The sequence below is a fragment of the Pseudomonas fulva genome (assembly GCF_023517795.1).
GTDB classification, from domain to species: Bacteria; Pseudomonadota; Gammaproteobacteria; order Pseudomonadales; family Pseudomonadaceae; genus Aquipseudomonas; species Aquipseudomonas fulva_D.
This window is the reverse complement of sequence record NZ_CP082928.1, coordinates 2,231,902-2,244,396: the sequence shown is the minus strand read 5'-3', so window position 1 is coordinate 2,244,396 and position 12,495 is coordinate 2,231,902. Positions and strand designations below refer to the sequence as shown.

Annotated in this window: 10 protein-coding genes; all 10 read left to right on the top strand. The window is 62.2% G+C overall.

The genetic code is table 11. From position 1 onward, the window contains the following. The first annotated feature begins 142 nt into the window (after positions 1 to 142). The 10 genes from rpmH to K8U54_RS09965 all read left to right on the top strand — a co-directional run bounded on the left by rpmH (position 143) and on the right by K8U54_RS09965 (position 12,485). Positions 143 to 277 (top strand): 50S ribosomal protein L34, encoded by a 135-nt coding sequence (gene rpmH, locus K8U54_RS10010; RefSeq protein WP_013793569.1) that lies wholly within the window; start codon positions 143 to 145, stop codon positions 275 to 277. 16 nt (positions 278 to 293) lie between these two features. After that, entirely contained in the window at positions 294 to 695 is a 402-nt protein-coding gene (rnpA, locus tag K8U54_RS10005) for a ribonuclease P protein component (protein ID WP_177344594.1), read from the top strand. Then, positions 688 to 933 carry a membrane protein insertion efficiency factor YidD gene (yidD, locus tag K8U54_RS10000; RefSeq protein ID WP_075929009.1) on the top strand — a complete coding sequence of 82 codons (246 nt, stop codon included), beginning with the start codon at positions 688 to 690 and terminating at the stop codon, positions 931 to 933. The genes rnpA and yidD overlap by 8 nt, the downstream gene beginning before the upstream one ends. A 2-nt stretch (positions 934 to 935) precedes the next feature. Beyond that, positions 936 to 2,675 (top strand): membrane protein insertase YidC, encoded by a 1,740-nt coding sequence (gene yidC / locus K8U54_RS09995; RefSeq protein ID WP_249909980.1) that lies wholly within the window; start codon positions 936 to 938, stop codon positions 2,673 to 2,675. 75 nt (positions 2,676 to 2,750) lie between these two features. Continuing rightward, on the top strand, positions 2,751 to 4,118 hold the full coding sequence (gene mnmE / locus K8U54_RS09990; protein WP_249909979.1) for a tRNA uridine-5-carboxymethylaminomethyl(34) synthesis GTPase MnmE: 1,368 nt from the start codon (positions 2,751 to 2,753) through the stop codon (positions 4,116 to 4,118). A 283-nt stretch (positions 4,119 to 4,401) separates the two neighbouring features. Further along, on the top strand, positions 4,402 to 8,151 hold the full coding sequence (locus K8U54_RS09985) for an RHS repeat-associated core domain-containing protein (protein WP_249909978.1): 3,750 nt from the start codon (positions 4,402 to 4,404) through the stop codon (positions 8,149 to 8,151). A gap of 1 nt (position 8,152) precedes the next feature. Further along, entirely contained in the window at positions 8,153 to 8,608 is a 456-nt protein-coding gene (locus tag K8U54_RS09980) for a hypothetical protein (protein WP_249909977.1), read from the top strand. 538 nt (positions 8,609 to 9,146) lie between these two features. After that, the gene (mnmG, locus tag K8U54_RS09975) at positions 9,147 to 11,039 is read left to right on the top strand and encodes a tRNA uridine-5-carboxymethylaminomethyl(34) synthesis enzyme MnmG (RefSeq protein ID WP_249909976.1); all 1,893 of its coding nucleotides are present in this window, start codon (positions 9,147 to 9,149) and stop codon (positions 11,037 to 11,039) included. Then, positions 11,039 to 11,683 (top strand): 16S rRNA (guanine(527)-N(7))-methyltransferase RsmG, encoded by a 645-nt coding sequence (gene rsmG, locus K8U54_RS09970; protein ID WP_434059994.1) that lies wholly within the window; start codon positions 11,039 to 11,041, stop codon positions 11,681 to 11,683. The genes mnmG and rsmG overlap by 1 nt, the downstream gene beginning before the upstream one ends. A gap of 13 nt (positions 11,684 to 11,696) precedes the next feature. Then, positions 11,697 to 12,485, top strand: a complete 789-nt coding sequence (locus tag K8U54_RS09965) for a ParA family protein (protein ID WP_249909975.1) — start codon at positions 11,697 to 11,699, stop codon at positions 12,483 to 12,485. The last annotated feature ends 10 nt before the right edge of the window (positions 12,486 to 12,495 follow it).

Sequence of the window (12,495 nt, the reverse complement as noted above, 5' to 3'; positions counted from 1 at the left end):
TAAAAAGATTCTTTCCTTTATATTTCTCTATCCGCAAAACAACTGGTTGGAAATTGACCTGGCCCGCGGCTTTCTCTAGAATCGCCGGTCTCTTAAAACGGGGACCATTCCGGTCCGTTGTCGACAACCAGGTAACCGCATCATGAAACGCACTTTCCAACCCAGCACCATCAAACGCGCTCGTACCCACGGCTTCCGTGCTCGCATGGCTACCAAGAACGGCCGTGCCGTCCTGTCGCGTCGCCGCGCCAAGGGCCGTGCTCGCCTGACTGTCTGATTTTTCCAGTCTTGTGGTGAGTCGAGGCTTCGGCCGGGAGAAGCGCCTGCTCACTCCCCGGCAATTCAAGGCAGTCTTCGACTCTCCAAGCGGCAAAGCGCCGGGCAAGAGTGTCCTGCTGCTTGCGCGCAACAATGAGCTTGATCATTCACGCCTCGGTCTGGTGATCGGCAAGAAGAGCGTCAAGCTCTCCGTTGAGCGCAACCGCCTGAAACGCCAAATCCGCGAATCGTTCCGCCTCAACCAGGACAACCTGGTGGGCTGGGACATCGTGGTGGTTGCGCGTAAGGGCCTGGGTGATCTGCAGAACGCCGAGCTGGCTCAACAGTTCGGCAAGCTGTGGAAGCGCCTGGCGCGCAGCAAACCTACCCAACAGGCCAATGCCCAGACCGGGGTGAACGACAATCCCCATGCGTAAACTGGTTCAAGCTCCAATCCGGTTTTACCAGTACGCCATCAGTCCGATGATGGCCAGTCATTGTCGTTTCTACCCCTCTTGTTCCTGCTACGCGCTTGAAGCCATCGAAACCCATGGCGTCCTGCGTGGTGGCTGGCTGACCGTTCGTCGTCTGGGACGCTGCCACCCCTGGCATCCCGGAGGCTACGATCCGGTGCCCCTCGCGAAACACTCCCGTTCCTCTTCGATGGCCGAATAATCATGGATATCAAACGTTCGATCCTGATCGTCGCCCTGGCAGTCGTGTCCTACATGATGGTTCTTCAATGGAACCAGGACTACGGCCAGGCCGCTCTGCCGAATCAGGCCGCTTCGACCAGCAAACCCGCACCGAGTCTGCCGGAAACCGCTTCGGTGGCCAGCAATGACGATGTCCCGACGGCCAATGCCGGCGGCACCGAGCCAAGCCCGGTGGAAACCGTTGCGGTCAGCGACGAGCTGATTCAGGTCAAGACCGACGTACTGGATCTGGCCATCGATCCCCGTGGTGGTGACGTGGTTCGCCTGAGCCTGCCGCACTACCCGCGCCGCCAGGACCGCCCGGACGTTCCCTTCCAGCTGTTCGACAACGGCAATGAGCACCTGTACCTGGCCCAGAGTGGCCTGACCGGCGCCAACGGGCCGGACGCCCGCGCCAATGGCCGCCCGCTGTACAACAGCGAGCAGCGCGTCTATCAGCTGGTCGATGGCCAGGATCAGCTGGTGGTCGACCTGAGCTTCAGCGACGCCGGCGTCAACTACACCAAGCGCTTCACCTTCAACCGCGGCCTGGACACCAGCTGCTCGGCCAAGGAAGTGGAGCAGAAGAAGACCGGCTGCATCACCGGCAACGGTTACCAGATCGGTGTCACCTACCTGATCGACAACCAGAGCGCCAATGCCTGGACCGGTAACCTGTTCGCCCAGCTCAAGCGCGACAACAGCGGTGACCCGTCCTCCAGCACCGCCACCGGCACCGCCACCTACCTGGGCGCCGCCCTGTGGACCCCGGAAAAGCCCTACACCAAGGTGTCGATGAAAGACATCGACAAGCAGGGCCTCAAGGAAACCGTGCAGGGCGGCTGGGTCGCCTGGCTGCAGCATTACTTCGTGACCGCCTGGATTCCGGCCAAGGACGACACCAACCTGGTGCAGACCCGCAAGGACAGCCAGGGCAATTACATCATCGGTTACACCGGCCCTGCGCTGAACGTGCCGGCAGGTACCGAAGGCCAGACCAGCACTACGCTGTACGCCGGCCCGAAGATCCAGAAGGATCTGGCCGCGCTTTCGCCTGGCCTGGACAAGACCGTCGACTACGGCATCCTGTGGTTCCTTGCCGAACCGATCTTCTGGCTGCTGGAACATATCCACAACCTGCTGGGTAACTGGGGCTTCTCGATCATCGTACTGACGCTGATCATCAAGCTGGCCTTCTTCCCGCTGTCGGCTGCCAGCTACCGCTCCATGGCGCGCATGCGTGCCGTGTCGCCACGCCTGCAGGCGCTGAAGGAACAGTTCGGCGACGATCGCCAGAAGATGTCCCAGGCGATGATGGAGCTGTACAAGAAAGAGAAGATCAACCCGCTCGGCGGCTGCCTGCCGATCCTGGTGCAGATGCCGGTATTCCTGGCCCTGTACTGGGTGCTGCTGGAATCCGTCGAGATGCGTCAGGCGCCGTGGATCCTGTGGATCACCGACCTGTCGATCAAGGATCCGTACTTCATCCTGCCGATCATCATGGGCGCCACCATGTTCATCCAGCAGCAGCTCAACCCGACGCCGCCGGACCCCATGCAGGCCCGCGTGATGAAGATGATGCCGATCATCTTCACCTTCTTCTTCCTGTGGTTCCCGGCAGGTCTGGTGCTGTACTGGGTGGTCAACAACGTCCTGTCCATCGCCCAGCAGTGGTACATTACCCGCAAGATCGAAGCCGCGAGCAAGCCTTCCGAGGCCTGAGCCTTCGCGCTTCACCCGCTACATGACAGACGCCCCCTCGTGGGGCGTTCTGCTATCCAGCGTCTGGAGAACGTTATGTCCACTCCCCGTGAAACCATCGCCGCCGTCGCCACCGCCCAGGGTCGTGGCGGGGTCGGCATCGTCCGCGTCTCCGGCCCCCGTGCCCGGATGATCGCCATTACCCTGAGCGGCATCGAACCCAAGCCACGCCATGCCCACCATGGTGCCTGGCATGACGATGCTGGCGAGGTGATCGACGAGGGCCTGCTGCTGTTCTTCCCTGGCCCCCATTCGTTCACCGGTGAGGACGTGCTCGAGCTGCAGGGCCATGGCGGCCCCGTGGTGCTGGACATGCTCCTGCAACGCTGCCTGGAACTCGGCGCCCGGCAGGCGCGCCCGGGGGAATTCAGCGAGCGGGCATTTCTCAACGACAAGCTCGACCTGGCGCAGGCCGAAGCGATCGCCGACCTGATCGAGGCCAGCTCGGCCGAGGCGGCGCGCAATGCCGTGCGCTCGCTGCAGGGCGAGTTCTCGCGACGCGTGCACGAGCTCACCGAGCGCCTGATCGCCCTGCGCATCTATGTCGAGGCGGCCATCGACTTCCCGGAAGAGGAAATCGACTTTCTCGCCGATGGCCACGTGCTGAGTTTGCTCGAAGGCGTGCGCGAGCAGTTATCCACAGTGCTGCGCGAAGCCGGGCAGGGCGCCCTGCTGCGCGACGGCATGACCGTGGTGATCGCCGGCCGGCCGAATGCCGGCAAGTCCAGCCTGCTCAATGCGCTGGCGGGTCGCGAGGCGGCCATCGTCACCGATATCGCCGGCACTACCCGCGATGTGTTGCGCGAACATATCCACATCGATGGCATGCCGCTGCACGTGGTCGATACCGCCGGGCTGCGTGATACCGATGATCAGGTCGAGCGGATTGGCGTGGAGCGTGCACTGAAAGCGATCGGCGAGGCGGACCGCGTGCTGCTGGTCGTCGATTCGACGGCACCGGAAGCGGCCGACCCCTTCGCCTTGTGGCCCGAATTCCTGCAGCAACGGCCGGACATGGCCCGGGTTACGCTGATTCGCAACAAGGCCGATCTGTCCGGCGAGCCGGTGGCTCTGCACAACGCCAACGACGGGCAGGCCACCCTGGCGCTTTCCGCCAGATCCAGCGAAGGCCTGGAGCTGCTGCGTGAGCACCTGAAGGCCTGCATGGGCTTCCAGCAGACCGCGGAAAGCGGTTTCAGCGCCCGCCGCCGCCACCTCGACGCCCTGCACCAGGCGCAACGTCACCTCGATCACGGCCACGCCCAGCTGACCCTCGCCGGCGCCGGTGAGTTGCTCGCCGAAGACCTGCGCCAGGCCCAGCAGGCCCTTGGCGAGATCACCGGTGCATTCAGCTCCGACGACCTGCTGGGGCGGATCTTCTCCAGCTTCTGCATCGGCAAGTAAAAATCTTGGAAAGCGCTGTGGATAAGTCCGTGAAACCTCACGGTGTCGTGAACGCTGGCTTGACGAGATAGTCCGATCGTGGGGCAGCTACAATCGGCGCCTTCAGATAGCCTCAGTAAAGGACTACAGAATGAGTGGCCTTCCGGTTTCCCATATCGGTCACAAGGTGGCCGGTTCCGTGATCGTTTCCGGCTCGCCCAACGTATTCGTGGGCAGTACCGCTGTCGGCAAGGCGGATCGTCCTTCGGCGTGCGGCCCGGCAACTGGGCAGCCGGTCAACCCGATGCTTGGCGTGAAGATTCTTCCGGGCGAATTGGATTTCTCGCTGCCGGCGCCCATCCCTTTCGCCTTCATGCGCATGTATGTCTCCAGCAATGAGCGCATCGGCAGCCTTGGCCAGGGCTGGGCGTTGCCCGCCGAAGGGCTGGGGCTGGAGGTAAGCGGCGAGCATACGGTGTTGGTCGACTCCCAGGGTCGGCGCATTGGCTTCCCGGCATTGGCGCCAGGCGCTGCGTTCTATTCCGGTAGCGAACTGCTGTGGATTCGCCGCGGTGGCAATGATCCCTATCAGTCGTTTGAGCCCTGGGACAGCAAGTGGACTGGCGTACCGCTCTCCGTGCAGCAGCACGAAGGCTCGGTCGTGGTGCTGCGCGAGCGGGTATTCCTGCACTTTCTGCGTAGCGGCGAGGGACGCTGGCTGCTGCACGCCAGCTTCGATCGCAATGGCTACCGCACCGAGTTCAGTTGGAACGCCTCGGGCAGCCTGGCGTGCGTAAGGGACAGTGCGGGTCGCAGCTACGCCTTCATCTATCAACAGGTGGGCGAGCCAATTCCAGGTGACTCGGGGCTGCGTCTGTACGGGGTCATTCTCGGCAACCCGAACGGCCCACTGCCTGCCGGCCTCGACCCAACCCAGCCGGGGCTCGACTGGCTGGTGACCTACAGCTTCAACGACAGCGGTGATCTCCTCGAAGTGCGTAACCGCATGGGGCAGGTGACGCGTCGCTTCGAGTGGCAGAACCATATGCTGGTGGCTCATGCACAGCCAGAAGGCCTCGAAGTCCGTTATGAGTGGGACCTGCATGAGCCCGCCGGCAAGGTCATCCGACAGATCGAACGGGATGGCCTGAGCCGCGCCTATCACTACGAGCCAAACCATACCGAGGTGGTCGACAACCTTGGCCGGCGCGAGCGCTATCTGTTCGAAGGCCAGGGCGCCGAGCGTCAGTGGGTCGCCCACGAACGGGCCGACGGCAGTCGCATCGAATTCACCTACGACGCCTACGGCCGCCTGGCGACCATCAAGGATCCGCTGCAGCGAGTGATGCAGGCGCGCTTCAATGGCGAGGGCATGCGAGCAGAGCTCGAGGAACCCGGCAAGACCGGTACGCGCTACTTTCTCGATGACGACAACGGCTTGGTCACCGGCATACGCAACGCCGATGGCCATGAATGGCAGATGCTGCGCGACGAGCGCGGCAACCTGGTCAACTTCATCGACCCGCAGGGCGCGCAGACACAACGGGCGTATCAGGATCCATGCCTGCCTGATCGGCCGACGACGATCACTGATGGCAAAGGCGGCACGCGGCACCTGGCCTGGAATCGCTTTGGCGCCCTGGAGCGCTACACCGACTGTTCCGGGCACACCACAACCTGCGAATACGACAGTAATGGCTGGCTGATTTCGCAAAAGGGACCACTTGGACAATGCGTTCGCTATCAACGCGACGCCATGGGCCGTACGCTCAGACGAGTCGAGCCCGATGGCACCCAGATCGACTTCACCTACGATCACCTTGGCCGCATGGTTGGGGCTGCCAGCCAGGTCAGGCAGGCGAGCTTTACGTGGGACCGCTTCAACAGGCTGACCAGCCTGACCAACCCGAACGGTGGTACGCAGCACTACGCCTATGACCCGGCAGGGCGCCTGATCAGTGTGCAGAACGAGAATGGCGCACAGATTCGCTTTGCCTACGATGAAGTGGATCGCCTGATTCAGCAGCAGGATCTCGACGGCCGCGTTCGCCAGTACCGTTACGACGCAGCCGGCAACCTGTTGGAAGAACGCGACGACGAAGGCCGCCTGATTCGTTTCGAATATGACGCGCAGGGCCGGCTGCTGCGTCGGCACCTGCCCGCCACCGAGCATGCCGAAGCCTTCAGCGAAAGTTATACCTGGAGCCCCGGAGGTCAGCTGCTGGGCGTGAAATCCCAGGACAGCGATGTGCGCTTCAGCTATGACGCGGCAGGTCGGATCGTCCATGAGCTGCAAACCTTCGGCGCAGACTGGGTATACGCCGTCGAGCATCAGCTCGACCCACTGGGCAATAGGGAAAGCAGCCGCTACGGTGATGCCCCGCGGGTCAACTGGCTGCTCTATGGATCGGGGCATCTGCACGGCGTGGTGGTCGACGCGGTCGAGCTGGCCTTCGAACGCGATGCCGGCCACCGGGAGATCCATCGCGATGCCCGCCGCCGAACCGATGGCAGTGTACTATTCAGCGAGTCCCGGCAACACGATCAGGCCAACCGACTGATTGCCGGTGCACTGAAAACCTTAGCCGGAACACAGTGGCAGCGGCGCTATCAGTACGGCGCCCAGGGCGACCTCGTTGCCATCCACGATACTACCGCGTCGGCTATCGAGTACCGCTACGACCAGGCTGGCCGTCTGATCGCAAGCGCGCAGGGTGATCTTTTCCGTTACTACCACTTCGATCCGGCCGGTAACCGTGTGGATAACTCTGGCCAGCACTGCGCGGATAACCGCATCGCTCACCTGGATGGCCACCAGTTTCACTATGACAGGGTCGGCAACCTGATCGAACGCATCGAGCCCAATGGAGCCCGTATGCTATTGGGCTACGATGGCGCCAACCGCCTGGTTCATCTGCAACGTGTCGAGTCCGATGGACGGACGCTGCAGGCCCGCTATCACTATGACGGCCTGTCGCGGCGCATTGCCAAGGACGTCTGGCGCGATGGCCAGCAACAGCGCAATTATTACGGCTGGGACAATCATCGTCAGTGCGCAGAAGCCCAGGCAGATCAGTTGCGCACCACTGTGCACCAGCCAGACAGCTTCGTCCCTTTATTGCGTATGGAACAGCTACGCCAGCAGGAAAGTGCCGAGGTCCTGGAGATCCGCCGGCAGTTGGGTCATGAAGGACAGGCTCTACCAGATGCCATGCGCCCTGCCGTCGACGATCTGCGTCTGGCGTTCTTCCATACCGATCACCTGGGTACGCCGCTGCGCCTGACCGACACACACGGCAACCTGCTGTGGAGCGGCGAATCGAGCGATTGGCATGCCATCGGCAACGAACAGGGCAGCACGGATCAGCCGATTCGCTTCCAGGGTCAGTACCTGGATGTGGAAAGCGGCCTGCATTACAACCGCTTCCGCTACTACGACCCACAGGCCGGGCGCTATCTGACCCAGGATCCACTGGGCCTGCTGGCCGGCGCGAACACCTATCGCTACACGGAGCTGCCTACACTGGGCGTGGATCCCCTCGGGCTGTGGGATTTCATCACCAATAGCCCCGCTATACAGCAACAGGCTTCGCTGGCTCAGTACATGTACCAGAACGGCGCGACGCCGGAACAGGTCAGCGAGGCGCTGTATCCCACCCGAGGCTTCGAGGGTTCCATTTCGGCCGATGTCAGCATGGCGGGTAACGCCGGTGGCGGTGGCTCTGGTGCCTTCGGCATAGCCACAGGAAAGAAGAAGAAGGACCAGTGGTTCAACCTCTGCGTGTATTACACGACCTGTGGAACACTTGGCCCCGGTGCGTCCTTCGGCGTCGGCGGCAACGTTTCGGCAAGCAACGCGCCTCCAACCAGTGGCACGACAAAGAGCGTCGGCGTGTTTGGCGGCGGTGGATTCCTGGGAAAATTTGGCGGCAGTGTGATGTCCGAAATAGGCAAACCCAGCAACGTCACGGTAAGTGGCGGCGCAAGCATCGGAGGTGGTGCTTCAGGCGGGGTGATGGCCTGTGAACAAAAACAGATTTGCTTGAGGGATTGATATGTACCGGATCGGCAAGGCCCTTGCGGCACTGGGCTGTGTGCTCTTGATCGGCTGCTCGGCAGGCGACGATGACTTCCTCAGCGCCGGCAACGACTATGTGGAACGATTCCATCAGGATATGCAGCAAGGTCGCTACACGGCCATCTACCAGGCTTCGTCGCAGGGACTGAAGGCCAATGCCAGCGAGCAGGAATTCATCGACCTGCTGACCGTGGTCAATCGCGGTTTGGGAGAAGCGCAGGAAACACGGCTGGTGAGCCAGGCTTCCGTGAAGGCGGATACCGGACAGCCGCTTACCCTCCTGCTGTACAACACCCGCTTTGACGAGGGGGAGGGTACCGAATCCTTCTACCTGGAAAATGCGGACGGTAAGCCCCTGCTGTTTCGCTACGACGTCAATTCCGACACGCTCATGAAGAAGATGGTCGAGCAGGGCGCCCGCGCTTCCCAATAACTCCCTCCCTTTTATCCACACCCCTTTGCCGCAGAGTCGAGGGGTTCGTGCGACGTCCTGAGCAAATTTATCGATCCTCATAAGCATTCACAGGGAAAATAAGCCCTGTGGAAAAGCGTCCATGAGCCCTGGCGATAACCCGGTGACTAAGGGAGGGATAAACCGCGCTGTGAATAACCATGGTTTTTATGCACAGGGTGATCACTGCTGCCGCACATGTGCCACTCAAGATAGTCCCGCTTTCATACATCGCTGTACATTCGATTAATAAAGGCTTGTAGCGATCTATCCACAGATATCGTGGACACCATTTATAAACATAAAAACAAGCCTTTTAAAAAAATCATTCTTTTCTTCTATTTACTTCCGAGCTCTGCACAACGTCCCGGTGGAAAACAGTCCGCAAGTAAACGCTCCTTTCTCGGAGGCACGACCCGTTGGCTATTTTTTGTGCAAAAGGCTTCTTTCAGCCGGGCTAAATCCCTATACTTGCCGCCCTTTCCCAAAAGCTCCCTTCTCAACAGGCACGAGGTGCGTGGTGGATTTCCCTTCCCGTTTTCAAGTGATCGTCATCGGCGGCGGTCATGCCGGTACCGAGGCTGCGCTTGCAGCGGCGCGCATGGGGGTGAAAACCCTGTTGCTGACCCACAACGTGGAAACCCTCGGGCAGATGAGCTGCAACCCGGCCATCGGCGGCATCGGCAAGAGCCACCTGGTCAAGGAAATCGATGCCCTGGGCGGTGCCATGGCCACCGCTACCGATCTGGGTGGCATTCAGTTCCGCGTACTCAATAGCCGCAAGGGTCCGGCAGTGCGTGCGACCCGAGCCCAGGCTGACCGCATTCTGTACAAGGCAGCGGTGCGCGAGATCCTGGAAAACCAGCCCAACCTGTGGATATTCCAGCAGGCCGCCGACGATCTGATCGTCGAGCAGGACGAGGTCAAAGGCGTGGTCACCCAGATGGGTCTGCGCTTCTTCGCCGACTCCGTGGTACTGACCACCGGCACCTTCCTTGGCGGACTTATCCACATCGGTCTGCAGAACTACTCCGGTGGCCGCGCAGGGGACCCGCCCTCTATCGCCCTGGCCAAACGCCTGCGCGAATTGCCGCTGCGCGTCGGTCGTCTGAAGACCGGCACGCCGCCACGCATCGACGGCCGTTCGGTGGACTTCACCCAGATGACCGAGCAGCCTGGCGATACGCCGATCCCGGTGATGTCCTTCATGGGCAACAAGCAGCAGCACCCCCGCCAGGTGAGCTGCTGGATCACCCACACCAATGCCCGCACCCACGAGATCATCGCCGCGAACCTCGACCGTTCGCCGATGTATTCCGGGGTGATCGAAGGCGTGGGTCCGCGGTACTGTCCGTCCATCGAGGACAAGATCCACCGCTTCGCCGAGAAAGACAGCCACCAGGTGTTCATCGAGCCGGAAGGCCTGACCACCCATGAGCTGTACCCCAACGGGATTTCCACGTCGTTGCCGTTCGACGTGCAGCTGCAGATCGTGCAGAGCATCCGCGGCATGGAGAGCGCCCACATCGTGCGCCCGGGCTACGCCATCGAGTACGACTACTTCGACCCGCGTGACCTCAAGTACAGCCTCGAGACCAAGGTCATCGGCGGGTTGTTCTTCGCCGGCCAGATCAACGGCACCACCGGTTACGAAGAAGCCGGTGCCCAGGGCCTGCTCGCCGGTGCCAACGCCGCGCTGCGCGCCCAGGGCAGGGAGGCCTGGTGCCCGCGTCGCGACGAGGCCTACATCGGCGTGCTGGTCGACGACCTGATCACCCTGGGTACCCAGGAGCCGTACCGCATGTTCACCTCGCGGGCCGAGTACCGGCTGATCCTGCGTGAGGACAACGCCGACCTGCGCCTGACCGAGAAGGGCCGCGAGCTGGGCCTGGTCGACGACCAGCGCTGGGCTGCCTTCGAGGCCAAGCGCGAAGGCATCGCCAAGGAAGAACAGCGCCTGAAAAGCACCTGGGTGCGCCCGAACACGCCCCAGGGCGAGGCCATCGTCGCGCGCTTCGGCACGCCGCTGACCCATGAGTACAACCTGCTCAACCTGCTGTCGCGCCCGGAAATCGATTACGCCGGCCTGGTCGAGGTGACCGGCGAAGGCGCCGAAGATCCGCAGGTTGCCGAGCAGGTCGAGATCAAGACCAAGTACGCCGGCTACATCGAGCGTCAGCAGGACGAGATCGCTCGCCTGCGCGCCAGTGAGGAAACCGGGCTGCCTGTGGATATCGACTACGCGACGATTTCCGGACTGTCCAAGGAGATCCAGCACAAGCTCGGCAACGCTCGGCCGCAGACCCTCGGTCAGGCGTCGCGCATTCCGGGTGTCACGCCGGCGGCCATTTCCCTGCTGCTGATCCACCTGAAAAAGCGCGGCGCCGGCCGCCAGCTGGAGCAGAGCGCCTGATGTCCGTTACCGCTCGCCATGCCGAAGAACTGCAGCAGGGCGCCCATGATCTGGGCGTCGAGTTGACCGAACAGCAGCAGACCCAGCTGCTGGGTTACCTGGCGCTGCTGATCAAGTGGAACAAGGCCTACAACCTGACCGCCGTGCGCGACCCGGACGAGATGGTGTCGCGGCATCTGCTCGACAGCCTCAGCGTGGTGCCCTTCGTGGCCGAGGCTGGGGATAACTGGCTGGACGTCGGCAGCGGCGGCGGTATGCCGGGCATTCCGCTGGCCATCCTGTTTCCCGAGCGACGTTTCACCCTGCTCGACTCCAACGGCAAGAAGACCCGCTTTCTCACCCAGGTGAAGCTCGAGCTGAAGCTGACCAACCTGGAAGTTATCCACAGTCGGGTGGAAGCGTTCACGCCCGAGCGGCCGTTCAACGGCATCTGCTCGCGGGCGTTCAGCTCCCTGGAGGATTTTGCCAACTGGACGCGCCACCTGGGCGATGGCCATACCCGGTGGCTGGCCATGAAGGGCGTGCACCCGGATGACGAGCTGCAGGCGCTGCCGGCGGACTTCCGTCTCACCGCCACCCAGGTGCTCAAGGTTCCCGGTTGCCAAGGCCAGCGCCATCTGTTGATACTGCGTCGCTCGGTTTAGGGGGAACGGCAACATGGCTAAAGTATTCGCAATCGCCAACCAGAAAGGCGGCGTGGGCAAGACCACGACCTGCATCAACCTGGCGGCGTCTCTGGTTGCGACCAAACGCCGTGTGCTGCTCATCGACCTCGATCCGCAGGGCAACGCCACCACGGGCAGCGGCATCGACAAGCAGACCCTGGAGCACTCCATCTACGACGTGCTGGTCGGCGACTGCAACCTGGTCGAGGCCATGCAGTTCTCCGAGCACGGCGGCTACCAGCTGCTGCCGGCCAACCGCGACCTGACCGCCGCGGAAGTGTCCCTGCTGGAAATGAAGATGAAGGAGAGCCGTCTGCGTTACGCACTGGCGCCGATCCGCGAGAACTACGACTACATCCTCATCGACTGCCCGCCGGCGCTGTCGATGCTGACGATCAACGCCCTGGTCGCCGCCGATGGGGTGATCATCCCCATGCAGTGCGAGTACTACGCCCTCGAGGGGCTGAGCGATCTGGTCAACAGCATCCAGCGCATCGGCAAGCTGCTCAACCCGGCGCTGAAGATCGAAGGGCTGCTGCGCACCATGTACGATCCGCGCATCAGCCTGACCAGCGACGTGTCCGCCCAGCTCAAGGAACATTTCCCCGACACGCTCTATCAAACCGTGATCCCGCGCAACGTGCGACTGGCCGAAGCCCCCAGCTTCGGCATGCCGGCGCTGGTCTATGACAAGCAATCCCGTGGTGCGATCGCCTACCTGGCGCTGGCTGGCGAGCTGGTTCGCCGCCAGCGCGCGAACGCCCACACCGCAACCGTATAAGGAAACTGTG

What these genes read in the sequence shown, in the direction of transcription:
- K8U54_RS09985 (WP_249909978.1), top strand. Translation starts at nt 4,402, where the DNA reads ATGCTTGGCGTGAAGATTCTTCCGGGCGAATTGGATTTCTCGCTGCCG.
- yidC (WP_249909980.1), top strand. Translation starts at nt 936, where the DNA reads ATGGATATCAAACGTTCGATCCTGATCGTCGCCCTGGCAGTCGTGTCC.
- K8U54_RS09965 (WP_249909975.1), top strand. Translation starts at nt 11,697, where the DNA reads ATGGCTAAAGTATTCGCAATCGCCAACCAGAAAGGCGGCGTGGGCAAG.
- rsmG (WP_434059994.1), top strand. Translation starts at nt 11,039, where the DNA reads ATGTCCGTTACCGCTCGCCATGCCGAAGAACTGCAGCAGGGCGCCCAT.
- mnmE (WP_249909979.1), top strand. Translation starts at nt 2,751, where the DNA reads ATGTCCACTCCCCGTGAAACCATCGCCGCCGTCGCCACCGCCCAGGGT.
- rpmH (WP_013793569.1), top strand. Translation starts at nt 143, where the DNA reads ATGAAACGCACTTTCCAACCCAGCACCATCAAACGCGCTCGTACCCAC.
- K8U54_RS09980 (WP_249909977.1), top strand. Translation starts at nt 8,153, where the DNA reads ATGTACCGGATCGGCAAGGCCCTTGCGGCACTGGGCTGTGTGCTCTTG.
- yidD (WP_075929009.1), top strand. Translation starts at nt 688, where the DNA reads ATGCGTAAACTGGTTCAAGCTCCAATCCGGTTTTACCAGTACGCCATC.